At 64.7% G+C, this 24,188-nt stretch carries 22 protein-coding genes; 17 read left to right on the top strand and 5 right to left on the bottom strand.

Features of this window, described 5'->3' with window-relative positions; all coding sequences use genetic code 11:
• The 3 genes from folD to mtnN all read left to right on the top strand — a co-directional run.
• Window positions 1-828: bifunctional methylenetetrahydrofolate dehydrogenase/methenyltetrahydrofolate cyclohydrolase FolD (gene folD / locus HBJ55_RS00220; protein WP_167109845.1), on the top strand; the 828-nt coding region annotated here is incomplete at its 5' end.
• Between the two features lie 77 nt (window positions 829-905).
• Window positions 906-1,379 (top strand): S-ribosylhomocysteine lyase, encoded by a 474-nt coding sequence (locus HBJ55_RS00215; protein ID WP_167109844.1) that lies wholly within the window; start codon window positions 906-908, stop codon window positions 1,377-1,379.
• Between the two features lie 51 nt (window positions 1,380-1,430).
• Window positions 1,431-2,171, top strand: a complete 741-nt coding sequence (mtnN, locus tag HBJ55_RS00210; RefSeq protein WP_167109843.1) for a 5'-methylthioadenosine/S-adenosylhomocysteine nucleosidase — start codon at window positions 1,431-1,433, stop codon at window positions 2,169-2,171.
• Between the two features lie 59 nt (window positions 2,172-2,230).
• Here mtnN and pyrC read toward each other — a convergent pair whose 3' ends face one another.
• The gene (gene pyrC, locus HBJ55_RS00205; RefSeq protein WP_167109842.1) at window positions 2,231-3,271 is read right to left on the bottom strand and encodes a dihydroorotase; all 1,041 of its coding nucleotides are present in this window, start codon (window positions 3,269-3,271) and stop codon (window positions 2,231-2,233) included.
• A gap of 177 nt (window positions 3,272-3,448) precedes the next feature.
• Between pyrC and HBJ55_RS00200 the strand changes: the two genes are divergently transcribed.
• A complete protein-coding gene (locus HBJ55_RS00200; protein ID WP_167109841.1) occupies window positions 3,449-3,871 on the top strand; it encodes a hypothetical protein in 423 nt (140 codons plus the stop codon).
• A 14-nt stretch (window positions 3,872-3,885) separates the two neighbouring features.
• Here HBJ55_RS00200 and HBJ55_RS00195 read toward each other — a convergent pair whose 3' ends face one another.
• The 3 genes from HBJ55_RS00195 to HBJ55_RS00185 all read right to left on the bottom strand — a co-directional run bounded on the left by HBJ55_RS00195 (window position 3,886) and on the right by HBJ55_RS00185 (window position 6,482).
• Window positions 3,886-5,130 carry an NAD(P)/FAD-dependent oxidoreductase gene (locus tag HBJ55_RS00195; protein WP_167109839.1) on the bottom strand — a complete coding sequence of 415 codons (1,245 nt, stop codon included), beginning with the start codon at window positions 5,128-5,130 and terminating at the stop codon, window positions 3,886-3,888.
• A 116-nt stretch (window positions 5,131-5,246) separates the two neighbouring features.
• Window positions 5,247-5,702, bottom strand: coding sequence for a tellurite resistance TerB family protein (locus HBJ55_RS00190; RefSeq protein WP_167109837.1), 456 nt, complete (start codon window positions 5,700-5,702; stop codon window positions 5,247-5,249).
• A 99-nt stretch (window positions 5,703-5,801) separates the two neighbouring features.
• Entirely contained in the window at window positions 5,802-6,482 is a 681-nt protein-coding gene (locus HBJ55_RS00185; RefSeq protein ID WP_167109835.1) for a GntR family transcriptional regulator, read from the bottom strand.
• 154 nt (window positions 6,483-6,636) lie between these two features.
• Here HBJ55_RS00185 and HBJ55_RS00180 point away from each other — a divergent pair, with 154 nt between their 5' ends.
• The 7 genes from HBJ55_RS00180 to HBJ55_RS00150 all read left to right on the top strand — a co-directional run bounded on the left by HBJ55_RS00180 (window position 6,637) and on the right by HBJ55_RS00150 (window position 15,235).
• Window positions 6,637-8,193: an ABC transporter substrate-binding protein gene (locus tag HBJ55_RS00180; protein ID WP_167109833.1), complete on the top strand. Its 1,557-nt coding sequence runs from the start codon at window positions 6,637-6,639 to the stop codon at window positions 8,191-8,193.
• A gap of 66 nt (window positions 8,194-8,259) precedes the next feature.
• Window positions 8,260-9,237 (top strand): ABC transporter permease, encoded by a 978-nt coding sequence (locus tag HBJ55_RS00175; protein ID WP_167109830.1) that lies wholly within the window; start codon window positions 8,260-8,262, stop codon window positions 9,235-9,237.
• Window positions 9,234-10,070: an ABC transporter permease gene (locus HBJ55_RS00170; protein WP_167109828.1), complete on the top strand. Its 837-nt coding sequence runs from the start codon at window positions 9,234-9,236 to the stop codon at window positions 10,068-10,070. The genes HBJ55_RS00175 and HBJ55_RS00170 overlap by 4 nt, the downstream gene beginning before the upstream one ends.
• A gap of 11 nt (window positions 10,071-10,081) precedes the next feature.
• On the top strand, window positions 10,082-11,704 hold the full coding sequence (locus HBJ55_RS00165) for an ABC transporter ATP-binding protein (RefSeq protein ID WP_167109826.1): 1,623 nt from the start codon (window positions 10,082-10,084) through the stop codon (window positions 11,702-11,704).
• A gap of 28 nt (window positions 11,705-11,732) precedes the next feature.
• Entirely contained in the window at window positions 11,733-13,124 is a 1,392-nt protein-coding gene (locus HBJ55_RS00160) for an FAD-binding oxidoreductase (protein ID WP_167109824.1), read from the top strand.
• A 6-nt stretch (window positions 13,125-13,130) separates the two neighbouring features.
• A complete protein-coding gene (locus HBJ55_RS00155; protein WP_167109822.1) occupies window positions 13,131-14,057 on the top strand; it encodes a DMT family transporter in 927 nt (308 codons plus the stop codon).
• 59 nt (window positions 14,058-14,116) lie between these two features.
• Window positions 14,117-15,235 (top strand): pyridoxal phosphate-dependent aminotransferase, encoded by a 1,119-nt coding sequence (locus tag HBJ55_RS00150; protein ID WP_167109820.1) that lies wholly within the window; start codon window positions 14,117-14,119, stop codon window positions 15,233-15,235.
• Here the strand turns inward: HBJ55_RS00150 and HBJ55_RS00145 are convergent.
• Window positions 15,226-16,638: a sigma-54 interaction domain-containing protein gene (locus HBJ55_RS00145; RefSeq protein WP_167109856.1), complete on the bottom strand. Its 1,413-nt coding sequence runs from the start codon at window positions 16,636-16,638 to the stop codon at window positions 15,226-15,228. The genes HBJ55_RS00150 and HBJ55_RS00145 overlap by 10 nt on opposite strands.
• A gap of 195 nt (window positions 16,639-16,833) precedes the next feature.
• Here HBJ55_RS00145 and speB point away from each other — a divergent pair, with 195 nt between their 5' ends.
• From speB to HBJ55_RS00115, 6 genes are all read left to right on the top strand, one after another.
• A complete protein-coding gene (gene speB / locus HBJ55_RS00140) occupies window positions 16,834-17,784 on the top strand; it encodes an agmatinase (protein WP_167109818.1) in 951 nt (316 codons plus the stop codon).
• Window positions 17,785-17,828: 44 nt separating this feature from the next.
• Window positions 17,829-19,211 carry a YjiH family protein gene (locus tag HBJ55_RS00135; RefSeq protein ID WP_167109816.1) on the top strand — a complete coding sequence of 461 codons (1,383 nt, stop codon included), beginning with the start codon at window positions 17,829-17,831 and terminating at the stop codon, window positions 19,209-19,211.
• A gap of 8 nt (window positions 19,212-19,219) precedes the next feature.
• Window positions 19,220-20,836, top strand: a complete 1,617-nt coding sequence (locus tag HBJ55_RS00130; protein ID WP_422674160.1) for a 5-guanidino-2-oxopentanoate decarboxylase — start codon at window positions 19,220-19,222, stop codon at window positions 20,834-20,836.
• Between the two features lie 179 nt (window positions 20,837-21,015).
• Window positions 21,016-22,461 (top strand): aldehyde dehydrogenase family protein, encoded by a 1,446-nt coding sequence (locus tag HBJ55_RS00125; protein WP_167109814.1) that lies wholly within the window; start codon window positions 21,016-21,018, stop codon window positions 22,459-22,461.
• Window positions 22,462-22,533: 72 nt separating this feature from the next.
• On the top strand, window positions 22,534-23,022 hold the full coding sequence (locus HBJ55_RS00120; RefSeq protein ID WP_167109812.1) for a GNAT family N-acetyltransferase: 489 nt from the start codon (window positions 22,534-22,536) through the stop codon (window positions 23,020-23,022).
• A 154-nt stretch (window positions 23,023-23,176) separates the two neighbouring features.
• Window positions 23,177-24,172, top strand: a complete 996-nt coding sequence (locus HBJ55_RS00115) for a TRAP transporter substrate-binding protein (protein WP_167109810.1) — start codon at window positions 23,177-23,179, stop codon at window positions 24,170-24,172.
• Window positions 24,173-24,188: the final 16 nt, after the last annotated feature.

Raw genomic sequence — 24,188 nt, 5'->3', positions numbered from 1 at the left:
CAGGTTGCTCGCCAGGTCGAAGCACGGCGCACCGGGGGCAAGCGCATTCCTGGCCTCGCCGTCGTACTGGTGGGCGAGGATCCCGCTTCCCATGTCTACGTCAGCAACAAGCATCGCGCCTGCGAGCAAGCCGGCATTCACTCCTACCGGCATGCGCTGCCCAGCGACACCAGCCAACAAGCTCTCGAACAGCTGATCGACGATCTCAATGGCGATCCGCGCATCGACGGGATCCTGTTGCAGTTGCCGCTACCGGCCCACCTGGATTCGCGCCCGCTCCTCGAGCGCATCCTGCCGCACAAGGACGTTGATGGTTTTCATCCCTACAACCTTGGCCGATTGGCACAGCGCCTGCCGGTGCTGCGCCCATGCACGCCCAAGGGCATCATGACCCTGCTGCAGGCCAGCGGCCTGAAGATCCGCGGTCTCGACGCCACCGTGGTCGGCGCCTCCAACATCGTCGGTCGCCCCATGGCGCTGGAGCTGATGCTGGCCGGCTGCACGACAACGGTGTGCCATCGCTTCACGCGCAACCTCGAAGAACACGTGCGCCGCGCCGAGCTGCTGGTAGTCGCGGTCGGCAAGCCGGGGCTGGTCAAGGGCGAATGGGTGCGCGACGACGCCATCGTGATCGACGTGGGCATCAACCGCGAGGAGGACGGTCGACTGGTCGGCGATGTGGAGCTCGCCCCGGCCGCCCAGCGCGCCGCCTGGATCACACCGGTGCCAGGCGGCGTGGGGCCGATGACTGTCGCTTCGCTGTTGGAGAACACCTTGTTCGCGGCCGAGCGCCATGACGCCATGGAGCAGGATATCGCCCCGCTCTGAGTCGCAGCCTGACAGGGATGTACGGCTCCGTTAGAATGCGCGCTTCTCTATTCCACCTTCCTGCCTCGAGGCCGCTCATGAGCGACAAGATGAACGTCGAAAGCTTCAACCTTGATCACACCAAGGTGAAGGCCCCTTACGTGCGCCTGGCCGACATCAAGACCGGGCTCAATGGCGACCGCATCCACAAGTACGACATGCGCATCTGCCAGCCCAATCAGGAGCACATGGAGATGCCGGCGCTGCACTCCCTCGAGCACCTGATGGCCGAGCTGTCGCGCAATCACTCGGATCGCATCGTGGACATCAGCCCCATGGGCTGCCAGACGGGCTTCTACGTCGCACTGATCAACCACGACGATTACGAAGACGTATTGAACCTGCTGCAGAAAACGTTGGAAGACGTGCTGGTGGCGAACGAAGTGCCTGCCTGCAACGAAGTGCAGTGCGGCTGGGCAGCGAGCCACAGCCTGGAAGGCGCCAAGCAGATTGCCCGCGGTTTTCTGGCCAAGCGCAGCGAATGGACCCGGGTATTCGCCGACGAGGCCTGACCCGCAGCTCGACGGCGCCCTGCGCCGCCTGACCGGAGACAGCAAGACAAGATGAAACGTATCGGTATCATCGGCGCCATGGCGCAAGAGGTGGAATACCTCGCTTCACTGCTGGAAGATCGCCGCTCGCGCGCGCATGTCGGCTGCACTTTCCATCTCGGCAAGCTGCATGGCGTCGATGTGGTGATCCTGCAATCCGGGATCGGCAAGGTCAACGCCGCCATCGGCACCACCCTGCTGCTCGACGTCTATCATCCCGAAGCCATCATCAATACCGGCTCGGCCGGCGGCTTCGGCGAAGGCCTCGAGATCGGCGACGTAGTGGTCTCCAGCGAAGTGCGCCATCACGACGTCGACGCCGTGGTGTTCGGCTACGAACACGGCCAGGTGCCGCAGATGCCCGCTGCTTACCTGCCCGACAAGCGCCTCGTTACTCTCGCCCGCGAGTGCATCGAGGCGCTCGGCGAGGTCAGGGTGGTCGAGGGCTTGATTGCCACCGGAGACGTCTTCATGGCCTGCCCCGAGCTGGTCACCAGGACACGCTCGCGCTTCCCGACCATGCTGGCAGCCGAGATGGAAGCCGCCGCCATCGCCCAGACCTGCCATCTCTACGGCTGCCCGTTCGTGGTCGTCCGCTCGCTGTCCGATATCGCTGGCGGCGGTGACAATCATCTATCGTTCGAACAGTTTCTGGAAAAGGCTGCCGTTCATTCGGCGCGCATGGTCGAGGCCATGGTGACGCGTCTCGCTACGGCCACGCCCCAAGCTGAGGCAGAACCCGCAATCAACTGACGACTCACCACGTAACGACAACGGCCGCCCATTCAGGCGGCCGTTGTGTTTCAGGCGACTCACTCGGTACGCAGCTTCCACGCCAACGTTTCCCCCGCCTTCAAGGGCACGATACGCTGGCCATCGGCGTAGGGCAGCGATGCCGGTAAGGTCCACTCCTCACGTACCAGAGTAATGGAGTCAGCATTGCGCGGCAGGCCATAGAAATCTGGCCCGTAGTGGCTGGCGAAGCCCTCCAGACGATCCAGCGCCCCGGCTTGCTCGAATGCAGTGGCATAGAGCTCGATCGCTGCTGGCGCAGTGTAGGCACCGGCGCAGCCGCAGGCCGATTCCTTGTCGCCCTGGGCATGAGGAGCGCTATCGGTTCCCAGGAAGAACTTGCCGCTGCCCGACGTGGCGGCCGCCAGCAGTGCCTCGCGGTGGCGCTCCCGCTTGAGGATCGGCAGGCAATAGTAGTGTGGCCGAATGCCGCCGACCAGCATGTGGTTACGGTTGAACAGCAGGTGGTGCGCGGTAATGGTCGCCGCCACGTTAGCCGGCGCCCGGGTCACGAACGCTGCCGCCTCGGCGGTGGTGATGTGCTCGAATACCACCTTGAGATCTGGATGACGCTCGAGCAGCGGTTTCATCACTCGCTCGATGAATACCGCCTCGCGATCGAAGATGTCGATCTCGGCATCGGTGACCTCACCGTGAACCAGCAGCGGCAGACCCAGCCGTGCCATGGTGGCAACCGCGGCATCGCAGTGGCCAAGGTCGGTGACTCCCGAAGCGGAATTGGTGGTCGCACCGGCCGGATAGAGCTTCACTGCATGGACCAGGCCGCTGGCAACGGCACGTTCTATCTCGTCGGCCGGCGTGTTGTCGGTGAGATAGAGCGTCATCAGGGGCTCGAAGGCCGACCCCTCGGGGCGCGCCGCCAGAATCCGCTCGCGGTAGCTCATCGCCTGCTCGGTGGTGGTGACCGGTGGCTTGAGGTTAGGCATGATGATCGCCCGCCCCATCTGCAAGGCGGTCGCAGGCACCACGGCCTTGAGCGCTTCGCCGTCGCGCAGGTGGAGGTGCCAGTCGTCGGGGCGGGTCAGCGTAATTGCGGTCACAGCGTTTCCTGTCGTTCAGCATGGGTGTTGACGCCAGAGTATACCGGAAGGCCTGGCCGATTTGCCCGCTCCTGCCCTGGGCTCGTGACGCGCTTCGAGTAAAGTTGCCCCTACGGCAGCAACGCGCGCCGATTTGCCGTATCATCGACGCCGATTTTGCCGTGAGAGACGTCATCAATGCCTCGGGTACGCCATTACGCCGATATCGTCGCCATCCTGGCCGGTCTGATGTGGATCGTCTTCTTCTGGTCGATCAGCATCTCGGCCAGGCTGGACAGCGTCGAACCCACCCTGGCCGCCATGCTCGCTCTCGGCGCCATGATTCTGGTCAGCTTCCTGCACCGGCCGTTTCGCGTCCATCTCAGCCGTTACCATGTACGCAAGCGTCGTACCGAAATGTGGATGCACATCCTGGCCCTGCCCATGGCCCTGGTCCTGCTTCTCGGCGTGCTCATCGAGACGCTGCTCGCCCCCATGAGCGGCCAGCAGAAAATGTTGCTGTTCAACGTGCTCGCCACTGCCGGCTGGGTGGTCTACGTAATGACCCTGGTGTTCAAATTCTTTCACCACCAATGGCGCCAGCGCCGCAACCGCCCCTGACCCTCGAGCCGGAATCAGAAGCGATCCGCTCGAAACGGCGCCATGTCCACTGCCGTTGGCTCACCTTCCATCATCTCCGCCATCACCCGCCCCGTCACCGGCCCCATGGTGAACCCCTGGTGGCCATGGCCGAAGGCCAGCCATAACCCCTTGTGCCGCGGCGCCGGTCCGATCACCGGCTTCATGTCTGGCAGGCAAGGTCGTGCGCCCTTCCATGGCTCATCCTCTAGCCGCTGCCCCAAGGCAGGAAAGATCTCCCGGGCCTTGCATTCGGCAGCGTCGAGTTGCCCATGCGAGGGAGGCGCATCGAGGCGAGCCAGTTCGGCGCCGGTGGTCAGGCGAATGCCGGCACGCATCGGCGCCAGGATATAGCCGATATCGGCATCCGCGATCCAGTGTCCCAGCCGCTTCTCTTCCGCCGCACCATAGTGCATGTGATAGCCACGTTTGACGAAGGTCGGCAGCCGATAGCTCAGGTCCCTGAGCCAACTTCCTGCCCAAGGCCCCAGCGCCACCACGACCTCCTCGGCATCGAGGCTGCCCGCATCGGTATCGATACGCCAGCCACCGCCACTCTGGCTCACGCGTCGTATGTCGGCCTGCAGGAGTTCTCCGCCCTGCTGCTCGAAGTTTCTGGCATAGGCGGCTACGAGGCCGCCCGGATCGGATACACTCCACGAATTGGTCCAATGAATGGCCCCGGCCAGGACACCGCCCAGGTGCGGCTCCAACTGCGCCAACCCAGCGCCATCGAGCAGGTTGTGAGTCACACCGAAGCGTTGTGCGGCATCCTCGGCCTCGTATCCGCGACGTTCGAGTTCGCCCGGGTCTCGATGCACCTCCAGCCAGCCCTCCTTGCCGATCAACTCGCCTGCACCAGCGGCCTCGATCAGGGGCTCGTGCTCCTGGGTGGAAAGGGTGATCAGCGAGGCATACTCGTTCGCGATGCGTTCATAGTGACGCGGCGAAGAGCAACGCCAGTAGCCCAGCAGCGGGCCGGCATACGTCAGCATGCCGCTCACCTGATAGCGGATATCCACGCGTCGATTGGGCAGCGCGCTGAGCAGTTTGCCGAGATCACGAGGAAAGGTATAGGGCCGTACCGCCTCGCGCTGAATCAACCCGCCATTGCCATAGGAAGTCTCCCGCCCCGGCGGACGACGGTCCACCAGCAGCACCGAGCGGCCTCGACGGGCCAGGTGCCAGGCGATGGAGACGCCGACCATGCCGGCCCCCAGAACGACGGTTTCACGAGACATGCCACTCCTCCCTAGGCGTTGCATCCGACACACCTGCCGGAACGAGCGCCTAGTCTAGCAGCGCGGCATGGCCGGTACTGCCTTGATCCATTCTTTCCTGCGCCTGGTCAAGGCGATCATTCGACCTTGCCCTGGACTTGCAGCTTGGTACGGATGAAGTCGGAGTGGCTGACATGCAGCAGCTCGGCCAGGCGCCGGATACGATGCTCTTCGAGGTGGTGCGATTCGCCATCGGCGTGTGCCAGCGACCACATCATGCGCACCAGCTCACAGCGCTGCGAATAGTCGTAGTGCTGCTTGATAAGGCTGACGAACTGGTAATGATCGACGGAGGTCTCACTCTCCTCGCGGGCCAACTCCATCAATTCCTCGACCTGATCATCAGGAAGGCTGAAATGCTTCTGGAGCAGCTGACGCAGCGCAGCGAGTTCCGCTTCGTCGGTGTGGTAATCGGCACGCATCACTTCGCATAGCAGGGCAGCAGTGGCACGCTCGAGCGTCGGTATGTCCCTGTCCGCCCCCTCGGGCTCGGACAGAGCCTGCTGGAAGAAGCGCTGAATGGTTGCAAGCATGGTCACCCCCTGGCCGTCTATCGCATCTGACCCGTGACGGTCTCGGGCGTTCCGCGCCGCGTCACGTTTCAAGAGTGCTTCTTCATTCTCACTCGCGCGTCAAACCTCGCCGATCCCCTTCACCACAAAGTGCTGTGCCACGCCGATATGATAGTCGATGGCTTCACGACACTGCCCGGGATCGCCATTGGCCAAGGCGTCCAGCAATGCCCAGTGGGAGCTCGCTATGCTGTCGGGCTCGGCGTGGGTCTTGCCGATCAGCGCGATGCACAGCCTCAGCTCATGAGTGATGTCGTCGAACGCCTTGAGCAGGCGCCGGTTGCCGGCAAAGGCGATCAGCATGCGGTGAAAGACCAGGTCCTCCTCGATCTTGCGACTGTCGCTGTCCTGCAGAGCCACCTCGCACATGAGCTCCACCTGTCGGCGCAGGGCGAGCTCCTTCTCGGTATCGTAACTTTCGACCAGGCGCGCCATTGCATGACGCTCCAGGCACAGGCGCAAGTCGAATACGTCGTTGAGTTCGGTAGCGTCCAGGGCACGCACGAAGAAGCCGCGCCGCGGTTGCGACACCAGCAGTCCACGGCTCTCGAGCAAGCGCGCCGCTTCACGCACGGGCGCCCGGCTGACGCCCAGGTCACGTGCCAATTGTACTTCCGACAGTCGTTCTCCGGGCACGTAGTGCTGGCTGATGATGGCCTGGGTCAGGAAATCGGCCACTTGTTCCACCAGGTTGCGCTGCTGGATGACCATGCCGCTACCGGAGACGTTGGAAGCTGTCATTCATCGAGGCTCTCTGAGGTTGACTTTCCTACAGTATGACGCAAAGCCAATTTTGTCGACTGTCGACAGTTTCACGAGGCGCTGCTATGGTCAATAAGGTTCATTAGCGGCATCCAACGCAAACAAAAGCCGAGACAACAAGAAGGAACCGACAATGAGAAAGATGCCCTTGGCCGCGGCCCTCGCTGCTCTGGCCCTTACTGCCACCTTCGCCACCGCCGACGAGCCCAAGCGTGGCGGCGTCATCGATACCATCATCCAGCCCGAGCCTCCCGGCCTGGTGCTGGGAATGGTCCAGAACGACCCGACACGCAAGGTCGCCGGCAGCATCTACGAGGGGTTGCTGCGCTACACCACTGACCTGGAGCCGATACCGCAATTGGCCGAATCCTGGGAAGTCAGCGACGATGGCCTGACCTATACCTTCCATTTACGCGAGGGCGTGTCATGGCATGATGGCGAGCCCTTCACCGCCGAGGACGTGGTGTTCTCTGCCGACGCCTTCCATCGTGAACTCAACCCCAGCGCACGTGCGGTCTTGCAACACGTGGAGAGCATCGAGGCCACCGACGATCACACCGTCGTCTTCACGCTTGCCGAACCCTTCGGCCCGTTCCTGATTTCCTTCGAGGCAGGTACCTTCACCATGGTGCCCAAGCACATCTATGAAGGCACCAACTTCCGCGACAACGAGGCCAACAATCACCCTATCGGGACCGGTCCGTTCAAGTTCGACAGCTGGGATCGCGGCACCGTGATCAAGCTGGTGCGCAACGACGATTATTACGAGGAGGGCCTGCCCTACCTCGATGGCGTGAACTGGCACATCATCCCCGACGGCGCCTCCCGCGCGGTGGCCTTCGAGAATGGCACGGTCGACGTGCTGCCCAACGGCACGGTGGAGAACTTCGACATTCCGCGCCTCTCAGCCATGGACAACGTGTGCATCACCGACGAGGGCAATGAGTACTTCAGCCCCTTCGCCATGCTGTGGATGAACAATCGCGAGGGGCCCACCGCCGACAAGCGCTTCCGCCAGGCGGTGATGTACGCCATGAACCGCGAGTTTGCTCGCGATGTGTTGTGGAACGGTATGGGCAAGGTACCGCTCTCCGCGTTCGGCTCGAACGCCAAGTTCCAGCACGACGGCCTCGAGCCCTACGATCACGATCCCGATCGCGCCCGCGAGCTGCTCGAAGAAATGGGCTACGACGGCGAGGAGATCCGCCTGCTGCCGCTGCCCTACGGCGAGACCTGGACTCGCTGGGCCGAGGCCGTGCAGCAAAACCTGCGCGAGGTCGGGGTGAACGTGACCACCGTGGCCACCGACGTGGGTGGCTGGAATCAGCGGCTGGGCGACTGGGACTACGACCTGGCCTTCACCTACCTCTACCAGTACGGCGACCCGGCCCTGGGCATCACCCGTTCCTACCGTTCGGACAACATCGAGAAGGGCTCGCCCTGGAACAACGTCGAAGGCTACGAGAACGAGCGCATCGACGAGCTGTTCGACCAGGCGGCCACCGCCTATCCCGAGGAGGAGCGCGAGGCGCTCTACCACGAAGCCCAGGAGATCCTGCACGAAGACGTCCCGGTAGGCTGGTTGCTGGAGCTCGGCTTTCCGACCATCTACCGCTGCGACGTGCAGAACCTGATCACGTCCGCTGTCGGTATCAACGACGCGTTCCGCGACGCCTGGCTGGATCGCTGATCGCTTGCGTGTGACAGGGGCGGCCATACCAGCCGCCCCACTACTTCGATCTCAGAGGCTTGCTGCATGCTCTATGCCCGCTTGATCGTGATGCGGCTGCTCAAGGCCGTCGTCGTGCTGTTCCTGATCATTATCTTCAATTTCATCCTGATCCAGCTGGCCCCGGGCGACCCCGCCGCCATCCTGGCCGGCGAGGCAGGCGCCACCGACGAAGAGTTCCTGCGCCAGTTGCGTGAGCGCTTCGGCCTCGACCAACCCCTCTACGTCCAGCTGTGGCGCTACGTCTCGGGCATCGCCATGCTCGACTTCGGCTGGTCCTATCGCCAGGGCATGCCGGTGCTCGACCTCATCCTGGCGCGCCTGCCGGCGACACTGCTGCTCACCGGCACCGCTTTCGTGCTGTCGCTGGGGCTGGGCATCCTGGCCGGCTCCATGGCCGCGGCCCGAGTCAAGAAACCCTCGGGCTCGCTGATCATGGCACTGGCGCTGATCTTCTATGCCACGCCGCTATTCTGGGTCGCACTGATGTCGGTGGTGCTGTTCTCGGTCTATCTCGACTGGCTACCCGCCTATGGCATGTATACGGTCGGCGCTGGCCACAGCGGCCTGGCTTACGTGCTCGATGTCGCCAAGCATCTCGTCCTTCCGGCCACCACCCTCGCGCTGTTCTTCATGGCCATCTACACCCGCATGACACGTGCCTCGATGCTGGAGGCGAGCCAGCAGGACTACGTCAAGACCGCCCGCGCCAAGGGACTCTCCCCTCGGGTGATTCAGCGCCGTCATATCCTGCGCAATGCCTTGCTGCCGATCATCACGCTGGCCGGCCTGCAGGCAGGCCAGATGGTCGGTGGCGCGATCCTCACCGAGACCGTCTTCGCCTGGCCCGGCATCGGCCGGCTGATGTTCGAGGCGCTTCAGCAGCGCGACTACAACCTGCTGCTGGGCATCTTCTTCTTCTCCGCCGCCCTGGTCATCGTCTTCAACATCATTACCGACCTCGTCTACCGCCTGGCGGATCCGCGCATCAAGGAGGGCTCATGAGCTTCTTTGCACGCTTCGCGCAGAATCGAGGTGCCCTGGTCGGCCTGATCATACTGACCGCCATCATCCTGATGGCGATCCTGGCCCCGGTGCTCTATCCCGAGTCGCCCTGGCGCATGGTGCAGCGGCCGTTTCTCGCTCCCATGGAGGCAGAAGGCTTCTGGCTGGGTACCGACACCATGGGCCGCGACGTGACCGCCGGCCTGATGCATGGCGCCTGGGTATCGCTGCTGATCGGCCTGGTCTCGACGTCCGTAGCGCTGTTGATCGGTGTGCCGCTGGGTGCCGTGGCCGGCTACTATGGCGGACTGATCGACGACGGCCTGATGCGCTTCACCGAGTTCTTCCAGACGATTCCCAACTTTGCCCTGGCGATCGTGCTGGTGGCGATCATGCAGCCCAGCGTGACGTCCATCGTGCTGGCCATCGCCATCGTCAGTTGGCCACCGGTGGCACGCCTGGTGCGCGCCGAGTTCATGTCGCTGCGCCACCGCGAATACGTGGAAGCCGCACGACTCGTCGGCCAGACCCACGGCACCATCATTCTCAGGCAGATCCTGCCCAACACCCTGTCACCGATCATCGTGCTCGCCTCGTTGATGGTGGCCACTGCCATCCTGCTCGAGTCGGCGCTCTCCTTCCTCGGCCTGGGCGACCCCAACGTGATGTCGTGGGGCTACATGATCGGCGCCGCCCGCACCGTGATCCGCCAGGCCTGGTGGCTGAGCTTCTTCCCCGGCGTGGCGATCCTGCTCACCGTACTGGCGCTCAACCTGGTCGGCGAGGGGCTCGACGACGCCCTGAATCCCAAGCTCGCGCGTGAACGCTCTTGAGGAAACGAAAGATGACAGACGCTACTCCGGTACTGAGCATTCGCGACCTGACCCTGGCCCTGCCCAAGGGGGCGGATCGCGACTACGCGGTCGAGGAGGTCAGCTACGATGTGGCACGCGGCGAGATCCTGTGCGTGGTCGGAGAATCGGGCTCCGGCAAGTCGATGGCCGCCAATGCCGTAATGGGCTTGTTGCCAAAGGGCGTGCGCGCTACCGCCGGCGAGGTGATCTTCGATGGCCAGGACTTGCTCACGCTGAGCGAAAAGCAGCACCGCCAGCTACGCGGCCTGCGCATCGGCATGATCTTTCAGGAACCGATGACGGCGCTCAACCCGCTGATGCGCGTCGGCGCCCAGATCGCCGAAGTGTTCGAGGCGCATGGCAAGTACAACGGCCGCGAACGACAGGACAGGGCACTGGCGCTGCTCGAGGAGGTGGGCATCCCCCAACCCGACCGGGCCATCCGCGCCTACCCGTTCCAGCTCTCCGGCGGCCAGCGCCAGCGCGTGATGATCGCCATGGCGCTCGCCCTGGAGCCGGAACTGCTGATCGCCGACGAACCCACTACAGCGCTCGACGTCACCACCCAGGCGCAGATCCTCGAGCTGATTCGCGACCTACAGCAACGCCGCGGCATGGCGGTGATGTTCATTACTCACGACTTCGGCGTCGTGGCCGAGGTCGCCACTCGTGTCTGCGTAATGCGCTACGGCCGGATCGTCGAGCTTGGTACGGCGCAGGAAGTGCTCGACAATCCACGCCACGACTATACCCGAGCCCTGCTCGAGGCCATTCCCAGCAACGTCATCCCCGACATCCGTGAAGGCGAAAGACCGCAACCGCTGCTGGAGGTTTGCCACCTTCACAAGGTGTTCCGCTCCCGTGGCGGCCTGTTCAAGCCGGCCCGCGAGGTTCGCGCCCTTGACGACGTCAGCTTTAGCCTGGCCAGGGGCGAGACGGTAGGCATCGTCGGCGAATCCGGTTCGGGAAAGTCGACCCTGGGGCGCTGCGTGGTACGCCTGGAGCGCCCGGACAGCGGCTCGCTGAGCCTGGCAGGCACCGACCTCTCAGCTCTGCGGGGAGACGCGCTGCGCCGGGAACGTCATCGCGTGCAGATGATTTTCCAGGACCCCTACGCCTCGCTCAACCCGCGCCATCGGGTGGGCTATGCCATCGCCCAGGGCCCCATGGCCAACGGCGTGCCTCGTGCCCAGGCCATGCGTCAGGCCGAGGAGCTGTTGGAACTGGTGGGGCTCGGCGCCGTGGCCGTTGATCGCTTCCCCCACGAGTTTTCAGGCGGCCAGCGCCAACGCATCGGCATTGCCCGGGCCCTCGCGCTCAACCCGGAGCTGATCGTCGCCGACGAGGCAGTCTCGGCACTCGACGTGTCGATCCAGGCCCAGGTGCTCGAACTGCTCGAGGAGCTCAAGCAGAAGCTATCGCTGTCGCTGCTATTCATAACCCACGACCTGCGGGTCGCGGCTCAGATCTGCGACACCATCATCGTCATGCAGCATGGTCGCATCGTCGAGCAGGGTACCGCCAAGGAAGTATTCCTCAATCCCAGCGAGGCGTATACCAGGCAGTTGCTCGATGCCATTCCCGGCCGGGCGCATGAAGCGGCCATGGCCTGATACACGACGACGAAGAGAAGGAAGATCGATGGAAGCGTTACTGAAGGAAGTGGCCGCCGTCGTCGGCGCGGGCAACGTGCTGACCGGAGAGGACGTGAAGCAACGCCGTGTCGACTGGATGAGCGGGACGAGCTGTCGCGCCGGCGCCATTGTGCGCCCAGGCAGCACCGACGAGCTGGCCGATGTGATGCGCCTGTGCCATGCCGCAGGCCAGCCCGTGGTCACCCATGGTGGACTCACCGGGTTGGTACACGGCGGCGAAGCGAACCCGGATGAACTGGTCGTGTCGCTGGAGCGCATGAGCGCCATCGAATCGATCGACCCCGTTGGAGGCACCATGACCGTTCAGGCCGGCTCACCGCTGCAAGCGGTCCAGGAAGCCGCCGAAGCCCATGACCTGGTGTTTCCGCTCGACCTGGGGGCACGCGGTTCCTGCACCATCGGTGGCAATATCGCCACCAACGCCGGCGGCGTGCGGGTGATCCGCTACGGCATGATGCGCCAGCAGGTACTGGGGCTGGAGGCGGTGTTGGCCGACGGCACCATAGTCAGTTCCATGAACCGCATGCTCAAGAACAACGCCGGCTACGACCTCAAGCAGCTGTTCATCGGCAGTGAAGGAACACTGGGCATCGTTACCCGGGCAGTGCTCAGGCTGCAACCCCGGATGGCCAGCGAGCGCACCGCGCTGGTCGCCTGCCCCGATTTCGCCGGGGTCACCGGCCTGCTTCGGCACATGGGCCGCGAACTTGGCGGAAGCCTGGGCACCTTCGAGGTGATGTGGCGCAACCACTATGCGCTGCTCACCGAGGAGAGCGGTCGCAACACGCCCCCCCTGCCGGTCCGCTGGCCCTACTATGTCATCATCGAGTCTCTGGGCAACGACGACACGGTCAATGCCGCTCAGTTCGGCGCGGCCCTTGAGTCGGCGCTCGAGGCCGGCTTGATCGAGGACGCGGTGCTCGCCCAGTCCGATGCACAGCGCCAGGGGATCTGGAACATCCGCGAGGACATCAAGGGGCTAATAGAGCAGCTTGCCCCGCTCTTCACCTTCGACGTCAGCCTGCCGATTCCCGACATGCCGGGCTACGCCGAAGAGCTCGAGCGCGCCATAGGCGAGCGCTGGCCGCACGGCCGCATCGTGGTGTTCGGCCACCTGGGCGACGGCAACCTGCACGTCTCTGTCGGCGTGGGCGACAGCGGAGCCGAAACCCGGCGCGCCGTGGAGCAGATCGTCTACGGGCCGCTGGCCGCGCTGGGCGGTTCGGTATCCGCCGAGCACGGCATCGGCCTGGAGAAGCGCGACTACCTGTCGATCTCTCGCACGCCGGAGGAGGTCGCCCTGATGCGAACGCTGAAACGGGCCCTGGACCCCCACGGCCTTCTCAACCGAAACAAGATCCTGGTCGCGGAAGGCTGAGCCGGCATGTCGACCCAGGCCCCCTCTTCCGCCTCGACGCTGCGCCGCCACGACGCCGTCACGCTGCTGCTGATCGCCGCGATCGGGCTGTTCTGGGGCGGCAACTGGCCGGCGGTACGCTTCAGCCTGATGGACATTCCCCCCTTCAGCCTGCGTGCCATCGGTTTCACCGTAGGCGCTCTCGTGTTGCTGAGCTGGGCCTGGCTGCACCAATGGTCGCTGGCCATTCCACGCGGTGAACGCGGGTGGCTGGCCGCGAGCGGTGTCTTCACCATACTCGGCTTCAACCTGGGTACCGCCTTCGGCCAGCTGCACATGCCCACGTCCCAGGCCGCCATCGTCGCTTTCACCATGCCCTGCTGGGCCCTGCTGCTGGCCATCGGGCTGCTCGGTGAACGGGTCACTTCACGACAGTGGCTGGGGCTCGGGCTTGGCCAGGCCGGACTGCTGGTACTGCTGGGCCCGGCCGCCTGGCAGGCAGGCTTCGAAGGCCTCGTCGGCCCGACCTTCGTGCTCGGCGCCGCGCTCTCCTGGGCGCTGGGTACCGTGCTGATCAAGCGCCGCGGTGGCTGGCAGGCTCACCCCGCGGTCATCACCGGGTGGCAGTTCGCCCTATGCGCCCTGCCGATGGCGCTGCTCGCCGTCCTGTTCGAAACGCCGAGCGCTCCCGGCAACTGGCGCCCCTCGACCTGGTTCGGCTTGAGCTACCATCTCGTCTTCGCCATTTGCCTGGCGCAGATGCTGTGGTTTCGCAACGTCAATCGCCTCACCATCGGTCAGTCCACCATCAGTACGCTGATCATTCCGGTGGTCGGCGTAGCCGGTGCCGTGGTACTGCTTGACGAGCCGATCACGTGGCGGCTGCTGATAGCCCTGATCCTGATACTCTCGTCGGTGGCCATCGTCCTGACCCAGCGCAAGCCGCCGGCTTGAGCCAGGCCCTGCCTCCTGCGACGATCGCTTTTTATTGATTACCAGTACTGGAGTCTTGAATGCCTCGCTTCCCCTCCCACCTGACCGGCTCCGGCCCCAGCAACCCCTTTCCCGGCATCAAGGTGCTGGAACGACGCATCGGCCGTGAGATTCCCCATCGCCTGGGCTCCAACGAAGGCCTCGACATGCCCCACCGGGCACTGCGCGAGCGCTTCGGCGACGCCATGGTCGAGCACGTCTACTGCTATGGCGACTCGGAGGCACTGGGCGTGCGTCAACGCCTAGCCTCGCTCTACGGGCTGCCGCTGGAAGCCACCCTGGTGGATGCCGGCGCGGACAGCCTGATCGCGCTGGCTTTGCGCAGCGTGGCCACGCCGGGCTGCACGGTGGTGAGCGCCAGCGGCACCTACCCCACCTTCGGCTACTTCGCCCGGGGCCAGGGCTGCCAACTCGTCGAACGGCGCTACCGTGAGGCGCCGGGTTTGCTCGCACCGGATCTGGAGGCACTCAAGGAGAGTGCCCATGAACATAGAGCCCGGCTCGTTTATGTCGCCAATCCCGACAACCCCAGCGGCCACCTACACAGCGACGATGAGATTCACCGACTGCGTGCCGAACTTCCCGAAGATTGCTGGTTGCTGATCGACGAGGCCTACCACGACTTTCGCGACGATGCCGACTCCGCCTTCAGCCGTGAGGTAATGCCCGGAGTAATCCGCCTGCGCACCCTTTCCAAGGCCCATGGCCTGGCCGGACTGCGCATCGGCTATGCCATTGCCGAGCCCGAAACGCTGGCCATGATGATGAAGGTGCGCATCCACTACGCCGTCTCGACCCTGACCCAGGCTGCCGCCGAGACCGTGCTCGACCATCACAGCGAAGTCGAGGCGCACGTTCGCGCGGTCAAGCAGCGCCGCGAGAGGCTGGCCTCGCATTTCCGCGACCTGTGGGCCGAGGTGCTGCCCAGCGCGACCAACTTCATCGCCCTGCGCTTGCCCAGCGCGGAGCTGGCGGGACGACTCAACCAGAAGCTGCTGGAAGCTGGCCGGCTCATCGCCCGCCCTGCCCATCCCGACCTCGGCCACGTGCTGCGCATCACCGCGGTGGAGGACGCCCTGGTGCCCGGCCGCTTCGAGATCCTCGAGCGGGCCATCCTGGAACACCCGGTTCAGCGCTGAATTCTGAGTCCGTGCCGCTTCAACTTGCGCACCACGCTGGGCTGGCTGATGCCCAGCCGCTCGGCGATGGCGTAGGTCGTGGGAAGCGAATGGCACAGCGCCTGCAGCACATCGGATTCGACTCGGGCCAGATAGGCGGCAAGCCCTTCGTCCTCGGCCAATTCCGTCCGCGCCGACGCCGCAACCGGTGGTGCCATCGGTGCCACACCCGCGATGTCGCCCGGCGTGGGCGAATGGATCAGGTCCCCCGCCGACGAGAGCCAGGCACGCTCCAGCCAGTTCTCCAGCTCGCGCACGTTGCCCGGCCACTCGCATCCCATCAGCTCCGACCACACGCTACCGTGCAGTAGCTTGCGCTGGCCGTAGCGCTGGTTGAGTCGTTCCAGGCATGCCTCGACCAGTGCCGGGATATCCTCACGGCGCTCGCGCAGCGGCGGCAGCGTGACCGGAATGACGTTGAGGCGGTAATACAGGTCGAGGCGAAAAGCGCCGCTCTCGACGCGCTTGGCCAGGTCCTGATTGGTGGCGACCACCAGGCGGAAGTCGACCTGCCGCTGGCGGGTGTCACCCAGTCGCGTGACGCTGCCGTCCTGGATCACCTTGAGCAGCTTGGTCTGCATCAACAGCGGTAGCTCGCCGATCTCGTCGAGAAAGAGCGTGCCGCCGTGGGCCTGCTCCAGCAGCCCCGCCTTGCCCTGGCGCGCCGCGCCGCTGAAGGCGCCTGGCTGATAGCCGAACATCTCCGACTCGAACAGGTTCTCGGGGATCGCCCCGCAGTTCACTTCGAGGAACGGTCCCTCGCGACGTCGACTCCAGCGGTGCAACTGGCGAGCGAAGGCGGTCTTGCCGACGCCGGACTCCCCCAGCATCAGCACGGTGGCGTCCGAGGGCGCCACGCGCTTGAGCAGCAGGGCGAGCTCGCGCATCACCTGGCTGCGGATCTCCAGGCTTTCCAACATATCTTCGAGCTGACCGTCCTCACCAGCGACCCCGCTCTGGCTGCGCTTCAGGTGCTCGCTGAAGCGCTTTTGCAAGAGCGCGTACTCGTCCTGCAGCAGTTGCAGGTCGGTGAGATCGCGCGAGCGACTGACGATGCGCTCGAGCCGACCGTTGACATAGACCGGATGCGCCTCAGCTATCACCCGCCTGCCCGTGCCGGTGACCTGCATCAACTGTGCCGGCTTACCGCTGCGAATCACCTCGAGGCTGATGGAGGGCTTGAGTACGCCCTCCGCTTCGAGGCGCTGCACCGAACTGCCGATCAAGCGCTCCCGCGCCATGCCATATACCGCCGCTGCCCCCGGGCTCACATCGAGCACGCGGCCCGACCCATCGACGATAAAGAAGTGATCGTTGGCCGTCTCGACGATGGTCCGCACCACCTCCTGGTCGATCTCGCTCATTTCGCTCACGCTACCAAGGCTCTTGATTCATTTTTGTATCGCGATGCATGAGTGTATCAATCATTGCCTCGCACGATCCAATTCTGAATCGGCACATCTCAAAAAGCCCATGATACGGGCCTCTGGGGTTGGCACGAAAACTGCTACTAGTCACAAAGCAAAGCAGATCATGACAAAGCAAAGCAGAGGCTACCCATGACCGACTACAACCAGCCGCTGGGCGGCAACGAGATGCCGCGCTTCGGCGGCCCCGCCACCATGATGCGCCTGCCCACCCAGGCTACCGCCGAAGGGTTGGACGTGGCGTTCATCGGCGTGCCGCTGGATACCGGCACCTCCAATCGTCCGGGCACACGTCTGGGGCCGCGCCAGGTACGCGACGAGTCGCGCATGCTGCGCCCCTACAACATGGCCACCCGCGCCGCCCCTTTCGACAGCCTGCAGGTGGCCGATATCGGCGACGTGCCGATCAATACCTTTCATCTGCCCAAGACGGTAGACATCATCAGCCGCTTCTACGATGAGGTTCTCTCCCACGGCTGCATCCCGCTGACCCTGGGCGGCGACCACCTGATCACCCTGCCGATCCTGCGCGCCATCGCCAAGAGACATGGCCCGGTGGGGCTGATTCACATCGATGCCCACGCCGACGTCAACGAGCACATGTTCGGCGAGCCCTTGGCCCATGGCACGCCGTTTCGTCGCGCCCAGGAAGAGGGACTGCTGGCCAAGGACAAGGTGGTGCAGATCGGCCTGCGCGGGACCGGCTACGCCGCCGAAGACTTCGACTGGTGCCGCCAGCAGGGTTTCCGCGTTGTCACGGCCGAGGAGTGCTGGTACCGCTCGCTCGAGCCGCTGATGAAGGAGGTGCGCGAGCAGATGGGCGACACCCCGGTCTATATCACCTTCGACATCGACGGGCTCGATCCTTCGGTCGCCCCCGGCACCGGCACCGTCGAGATGGGCGGGCTGACCTCGACCCAGGGGCTCGAGATCGTACGTGGCGCCACGGGGTTGAACATCGTCGGCGGCGACCTGGTCGAGGTCTCGCCGCCCTACGACACCAGCGGCAACACGGCGCTGATGGGCGCCACCCTGCTCTACGAGATGCTCTGCGTCCTGCCGGGTGTCAAGCGCCGCGACTGACATGACACTCCATTAACCTACAACGACAACCCAAGGGAAAGCCCATGTCCACCACTGACACCACGCGCCGAAACGCTGCCGTCCCGGCGTCTTTCGAGCGCAGCAATCTGCTTAAATTCATCATTCCTTCTGCCATCGGCGTCGGCCTGTTTCTGGTGCCGTTCCAGTTCGGCGATACCATCAACATCGGCATGGGGCTCATGGCCGATGGGCTCAAGGCGCTGCTCGGCAGTGCCCTGCCGGCCATAGCCGTGTTCGTCCTGGTGCTTTCGGTGCTGGCCACTTCCTGGGTCAAGATCGCCCGCCCGGGCTGGGCCGAGAAGGGCGTGCTGCACGACATGTTCCACGTCGGCCCGGTGTGGTTCGGCATGCGCCTCCTCGGGGCCGCCTTCGCCCTGATGACCTTTTTCCAGTTCGGGCCCGAGTTCGTCACCGCCTCCTTCACCGGAGGGGTGATGCTCAACGACCTGGCACCGGTGCTGCTGACCTTTTTCTTCTTCGCCGCCCTGCTGCTGCCGTTCCTGGTCGAGTTCGGTTTCATGGAGTTCATCGGCAGTCTGGTACGCAAACCGTTCCGAGTGATCTTCAACCTGCCCGGGCGCAGCGCCATCGATGCCACCGCCTCGTGGATGGGCTCGGGCACCGTGGGTGTACTGATCACCACCCAGCAGTACGAGCAGGGTTACTACAGTCGCCGCGAAGCTTCGGTCATCGCCACCAACTTCTCCATCGTGTCGATCGCCTTCAGCCTGCTGATCACCAGCTTCGTCGATCTCAACCACATGTTCGTGCAGTTCTACTTCACCGTGGTGGTGGCCGGGTTGATCGCCGCGGTCATCGTGCCGCGCCTGCCGCCATTGTCGCGCAAGCCGGACACCTACTACGAACCCGTAGGTTGCCAACTGTCGGAGAAGCGCACCGAGGAGATGGGTCTGCTGCGCTACAGCCTGACCCAGGCGGTACGCCGTGCCGAGCATGCTCCCGGCCCCAGGGAGCTCGCCCGCAACGCGCTGTTCAACGTGGCCGACATCTTCCTCGCCCTGCTGCCGCTGGTGTTCGCCATCGGCACCGTGGCGCTGATTCTTGCCGAGTTCACGCCGCTGTTCACCTGGCTCTCCTACCCCATGGTGCCGGTGCTCGAACTGCTGCGCATTCCCGAGGCCGAGGCGGCCGCCCCCGCCACCCTGGTGGGCTTCGCCGACATGTTCCTGCCGGCGGTACTTGCCACCAATATCGAGAGCGAGCTGACCCGCTTCGTCATTGCCTGCCTGTCGCTGACCCAACTGATCTACATGTCGGAGATCGGCGCGCTGCTGCTCAAGTCGAAGATTCCCCTCAAGCTGTGGGAGCTGGTGGCGATCTTCCTGCTACGTACGGCCATCACACTGCCGATCATCGCCTTCATGGCCCACACCTTCTTCTTCTGAGGTTCGCGATGCCTAGCCAAACGATGACCTGCGCCCAGCTCCTGCTGACACTGCTACGTGAACGCTACGACGTCGACACCGTGTTCGGCATCCCCGGCGTGCATACGGTGGCGCTCTACCGAGGGCTGGAGGACGGTGGCTTGCGCCACGTTACACCGCGCCACGAGCAGGGCGCCGGCTTCATGGCCGACGGCTACGCCCGCGCCACCGGCAAGCCCGGAGTCTGCCTGATCATCACCGGGCCCGGCATGACCAATATCGCCACCGCCATGGGCCAGGCGCTGGCCGACTCGATCCCCATGCTGGTGATTTCCAGCGTCAACCGCCGCGACACCCTGGGCCGCGGCCAGGGCCGACTGCACGAGCTTGCGAGCCAGCAGCAGTTGATGGCGGGCGTCTCCCGCTTCAGCCATACCCTGCTCGATCCCGCTGCCCTGCCGGAAGTACTGGCCCGTGCCTTTGCCGTGTTCCAGGGTCAGCGCCCCGGCCCGGTGCACATAGAGATTCCCATCGACCTGTTCGATGCCCCGCTGGCGCTGGCCGAGCTGACGCCTCCGGCGCGTCTGTTCCGTGCCGCCCCCGATCCCGAAGGGCTAGCCCTGGCCGCCGAATGGCTGCGTCAGGCAAAGCGCCCGCTGGTGCTGCTGGGCGGTGGCTGCGTCGACGCTCCGGAGGCGGCCAGGGCGCTGGTGGAACGGCTCGATGCCCCCAGCGTGACCACCATCAACGCCAAAGGCCTGCTGGGGCGCGATCACCCCCTCGACCTGGGCGCCAATGCGGCGCTGCCGGCGGTGCGTGAGCTGGCCCGCGACGCCGATGTCATCCTGGCCGTAGGCACCGAGCTCGGCGAGACCGACTACGACGTCGTGTTCGACGACGGTTTCGAGCTTCGCGGCAGACTGATCCGCATCGACCTCGACGCCCAGCAGTTGGTGCGCAACCAGCAGGTCTCGCTGGGCCTGGTGGGCGATGCCGGACGCAGCCTGGCGCTGCTGGCCGAACATTTCCCTGAGACGCTCTCACGCGACGGCGCCGCACGCACAGCCGCCACGCTCGAGGCGCTCGGGCTCGAAGCCGACCCGGCCTTCGCCCCCTTCGTGCCTCTCTATTCCGCCCTGCGCGAAGCCCTACCCGAGGCGATCCTGGTCGGCGACTCCACCGCCCCGGTCTACGCCGGCAATCATCTCGTCTCGCAGCCCGAGCCGCGGCGCTACTTCAACGCCTCCACCGGCTACGGCACCCTCGGCTACGGCCTGCCGGCCGCCCTCGGCGCCCAGCTCGGCCAACCGACGCTTCCCGTGGTGGCGCTGGTCGGCGACGGCGGCGTGATGTTCACCCTCAGTGAGCTCGCCACCGCCGTGGAGCAGAACCTGCCGGTGGTGATCGTGCTGTGGCACAACCAAGGCTATGAGGAGATTCGCCGCTACATGGATGCCCACGGCGTCACGCGCTGCGGCGTCGACATCCAGGCGCCCGACTTCCAGACCGTCGCCACCGGCTTCGGCTGCCTGGCCACCCGGATCGGCAATCCCGCCGAGCTGGCCCGGGCCCTCGCCGTTCGCCCCAGCGACGGTCCCTTGCTGATCGAAGTGGACGCCAACGCCTGGCAGCGAGCTATCGGTTAACCAACCCATCAACACGCGGCGCCAGGGGGACGGTAAAGCGAAGGTCCTTTTCCAGGGAAGGAAAAGGTAGCGTCCAGGGAAGGATTCACAGCGCCTTCGCGGCACCGTTCCCCTGGGAAAGCCGCGGTTCCCAGCCAAAATGGGAAGTTTGCTTCCCTGGCCAGATGAAGAGAGCCCTCATGCAACGACTCGGTCATCAATTCATCGACAACCGCTGGGTCCCCTCGCGAGGGGAACGCCGGCTTTCGGTGATGAATCCATATCGCGAAGAGGTGATCGCCGAGGTCACCGCCGGCCACCCGGGCGATGTCGACGCTGCCGTGGCCGCGGCACGCCGCGCCCTGCCCGCCTGGCGTGCGCTTTCCGGCACCGAGCGCGCCGTTTACCTCAAGGGCTTCGCCGATGGTCTGGCCCGGCGCCGCGACGAATTGGTCCGGCTCTCATCGACCAATAACGGCAAGGTGCTGGCCGAGGCCGGCATCGACCTCGACGATGCCATCGCCTGCTACCGCTACTATGCCGGTCAGGCGCGTGTGCTGGATCAGCGCCAGGACCGTCTCGTCGAGCTGGAGATGGAAGGCGTCGAGGCACGCTGCTACCACGATCCGGTAGGCGTAGTCGGCCTGATCACGCCGTGGAACTTCCCGCTGGTAACCAGCGCCTGGAAGCTTGCCCCGGCGCTCGCCGCCGGTTGTACGGCGGTGCTCAAGCCCTCCGAGGTGACACCGCTGCCCGAGCGCGTGCTGGCCGAAATCGCTCTCGAAATCGGCCTGCCAGCCGGCGTGTTCAACCTGCTGCTCGGCGATGGCGAGGGCATCGGCGCCCCACTCGCCGCTCATCAGGCTATCGACAAGGTCTCCTTCACCGGCAGCAACCGGGTCGGCGAGGCGGTGATGCGCGCCGCCGCCGAGCGCACCGCCGACGTTTCGCTGGAGCTTGGCGGCAAGTCGCCGATTCTGGTGCTGGATGACGCCGATCCCGACCAGGCGGCCGACTGGGTCATGGCCGGCCTCTACTTCAATGCCGGCCAGATCTGCTCGGCCACCTCGCGGCTGATCGTGCATGACGCCATTGCCGAGCCGCTCTACGACGCCTTGGCGGCACGCATCGATGCGCTGACACTGGGCGACCCGCTCGAGGAAGCCACCGACATGGGCCCGCTGACCAGTGCCCGCCAGCGCGAGAGCGTCCAGACCTATCTCACCATCGCGGAGCAGGAAGGGCTCAAGGCAGTACGCGATGTCGGCCATCGAGAGTTGCCCGAGCGTGGCTACTTCGTCGCCCCGACCCTCTATCGCGACGTGCCGGTACAGAGTCGGCTATGGCGCGAAGAGATCTTCGGCCCGGTGCTCTGCGCGCGCGGCGTGGCGGGCGAAGCGGAGGCGATCGAGCTGGCCAACGACAGCGACTTCGGCCTGGCAGCGACCGTCGTGAGCGGCGATGGCGAGCGAGCCCGACGCGTCGGACGCCAGCTACAGGCCGGCAGCATCTGGTTCAACAGCGAGCAGTTGGTACTGCCCGAAACCGGCTGGGGCGGCTTCAAGCGCAGCGGCATCGGCCGCGAACTCGGACCATGGGGGCTCTCCGCTTATCTGGCCGTCAAGCATCTTGTAGGACCGGTCTGACGCGAGACTGCCTTTTCCACGCTGACTTGGAATAGAATCGAGGGCCGATACCAGGTATCAAGGAGGACACCAATGATCCGTATCCGCCCTTATCAGTCGGGCGACTGGTCCGCCATGTGGGACTTCATCGCTCCCGTCCTGCATGCCGGCGACACTTACGCCGTACCACGCCAGATCAGCGAGCCCGATGCCTACCGCATGTGGGTGGAACTGCCACGTGCCGTACGCGTGGCCGAGGACACCGCCGGCAACCTGCTCGGCGTTTACTACCTCAAGCCCAACCAGCCGGGGCCCGGCGATCACGTCTGCAACTGCGGCTATCTAGTGGCCGAGAAGGCGCGTGGCCAAGGCATCGCCAACCAGCTGTGCGAGGATTCGCTGCGCGTCGCTCGCGAGCTCGGCTTCACCGCCATGCAGTTCAACATGGTCGTTGCCACCAACGAAGTAGCGATTCGCCAGTGGCAGAAGCATGGCTTCGAAATCGTCGGCACCCTGCCCTGCGCCTTCCGCCACCCACGGCAAGGACTGGTCGACGCCCACGTCATGTACCGGCTTCTGTAGGAATTGATTTCGCGTGTGAAGCGGCTGTATGACGCATCAACGCGCACGTCCGTCAATCGGGCGGTGTGTTACCCCAATGTCAGCGCGGTGATTGACCCTGTCGGGGCCGCTGGGGCATCCTCTCAACGGTTTGACCCGACAAAGGAAAATTAAAATGAAAACGTTTGCACGCCGCACGCTGGCACTTGGCATCTCCCTCGCTGTAGTTTCCACCGTTCAGGCTGCCGATTTCGAGGACATGGATCCGGTGACTCTGCGCCTGGCCCACGTGGTCAATGAACAGGACGGCTTCCATATCGCTGCGATCAAGTTCCAGGAGCTGGTCGCCGAGCGCACCGAGGGAGCGGTCTCCATCGATATCTACCCCAATGCCTCGCTGGGTGACGAACGCACCCTGCTCGAGGGCATGCAGATCGGCACCGTCGATATGGGCGTGATCACCAACGGCCCGGTGGCCAACTTCGTCGAGGAGATGGCGGTCTTCGAACTGCCCTTCCTGTTCCCCTCACCCGAGGCCGCCTACGAAGTGCTCGATGGCGAGATCGGCCAGGAGCTTCTCGACAAGCTCGCCGACGTCAACCTCAAGGGCCTGGCCTATGCCGAACGCGGCTTTCGCAACCTGACCAACAGCGAACGTCCGGTGACCAGTCCGGAGGATATCGACGGCCTGCGCATCCGCGTGATGGAGAACCCGGTCTACACCGACACCTTCCGCGAACTCGGCGCCAACGCCATTCCCATGGCCTGGACCGAAGCCCTTACCGCCATGCAGCAGGGCACCATCGATGGTCAGGAGAATCCGGTCAACGTCATCCACTCGTTCAAGCTCTACGAGACCCAGGACCACATGACGCTGTCGCGCCACACCTATGCACCTGCCATCTTCGTCATGGGGATGCCGGCCTGGAACCAACTCCCCGAAGCCGCCCAGGAGGTGCTGGTGGAAGCCGCCCAGGAAGCCGCCGAGCACGAGCGCCGCATGAACGCCGAGATGGAGGCCGACCAGCTCGACGAGCTGCGCGCCGCCGGCATGGAGATCGTCGAAGAGCCCGAGCTCGGAGCCTTCCAGACTGCCGTGGAGCCGGTCTACGAGAAGTACGGCGACCAGTTCGGCGATTACCTCACCCGTATCCGCGAGGCATTGCAGTAAGTGAATGCCCCGCTGC

Source organism: Billgrantia bachuensis (assembly GCF_011742165.1).
Taxonomy (GTDB): domain Bacteria; phylum Pseudomonadota; class Gammaproteobacteria; order Pseudomonadales; family Halomonadaceae; genus Halomonas; species Halomonas bachuensis.
Note: the sequence above shows the minus strand (reverse complement) of the source record. Positions and strands in the feature narration are given on the sequence as shown.

Excerpts from the sequence above, each read along its gene's own strand:
- HBJ55_RS00215 (WP_167109844.1), top strand. The coding sequence starts at position 906 with ATGAGCGACAAGATGAACGTCGAAAGCTTCAACCTTGATCACACCAAG.
- mtnN (WP_167109843.1), top strand. The coding sequence starts at position 1,431 with ATGAAACGTATCGGTATCATCGGCGCCATGGCGCAAGAGGTGGAATAC.
- HBJ55_RS00200 (WP_167109841.1), top strand. The coding sequence starts at position 3,449 with ATGCCTCGGGTACGCCATTACGCCGATATCGTCGCCATCCTGGCCGGT.
- HBJ55_RS00195 (WP_167109839.1), bottom strand. The coding sequence starts at position 5,130 with ATGTCTCGTGAAACCGTCGTTCTGGGGGCCGGCATGGTCGGCGTCTCC.
- HBJ55_RS00190 (WP_167109837.1), bottom strand. The coding sequence starts at position 5,702 with ATGCTTGCAACCATTCAGCGCTTCTTCCAGCAGGCTCTGTCCGAGCCC.
- HBJ55_RS00185 (WP_167109835.1), bottom strand. The coding sequence starts at position 6,482 with ATGACAGCTTCCAACGTCTCCGGTAGCGGCATGGTCATCCAGCAGCGC.
- HBJ55_RS00180 (WP_167109833.1), top strand. The coding sequence starts at position 6,637 with ATGAGAAAGATGCCCTTGGCCGCGGCCCTCGCTGCTCTGGCCCTTACT.
- HBJ55_RS00175 (WP_167109830.1), top strand. The coding sequence starts at position 8,260 with ATGCTCTATGCCCGCTTGATCGTGATGCGGCTGCTCAAGGCCGTCGTC.
- HBJ55_RS00170 (WP_167109828.1), top strand. The coding sequence starts at position 9,234 with ATGAGCTTCTTTGCACGCTTCGCGCAGAATCGAGGTGCCCTGGTCGGC.
- HBJ55_RS00165 (WP_167109826.1), top strand. The coding sequence starts at position 10,082 with ATGACAGACGCTACTCCGGTACTGAGCATTCGCGACCTGACCCTGGCC.
- HBJ55_RS00160 (WP_167109824.1), top strand. The coding sequence starts at position 11,733 with ATGGAAGCGTTACTGAAGGAAGTGGCCGCCGTCGTCGGCGCGGGCAAC.
- HBJ55_RS00155 (WP_167109822.1), top strand. The coding sequence starts at position 13,131 with ATGTCGACCCAGGCCCCCTCTTCCGCCTCGACGCTGCGCCGCCACGAC.
- HBJ55_RS00150 (WP_167109820.1), top strand. The coding sequence starts at position 14,117 with ATGCCTCGCTTCCCCTCCCACCTGACCGGCTCCGGCCCCAGCAACCCC.
- HBJ55_RS00145 (WP_167109856.1), bottom strand. The coding sequence starts at position 16,638 with ATGAGCGAGATCGACCAGGAGGTGGTGCGGACCATCGTCGAGACGGCC.
- speB (WP_167109818.1), top strand. The coding sequence starts at position 16,834 with ATGACCGACTACAACCAGCCGCTGGGCGGCAACGAGATGCCGCGCTTC.
- HBJ55_RS00135 (WP_167109816.1), top strand. The coding sequence starts at position 17,829 with ATGTCCACCACTGACACCACGCGCCGAAACGCTGCCGTCCCGGCGTCT.
- HBJ55_RS00130 (WP_422674160.1), top strand. The coding sequence starts at position 19,220 with ATGCCTAGCCAAACGATGACCTGCGCCCAGCTCCTGCTGACACTGCTA.
- HBJ55_RS00125 (WP_167109814.1), top strand. The coding sequence starts at position 21,016 with ATGCAACGACTCGGTCATCAATTCATCGACAACCGCTGGGTCCCCTCG.
- HBJ55_RS00120 (WP_167109812.1), top strand. The coding sequence starts at position 22,534 with ATGATCCGTATCCGCCCTTATCAGTCGGGCGACTGGTCCGCCATGTGG.
- HBJ55_RS00115 (WP_167109810.1), top strand. The coding sequence starts at position 23,177 with ATGAAAACGTTTGCACGCCGCACGCTGGCACTTGGCATCTCCCTCGCT.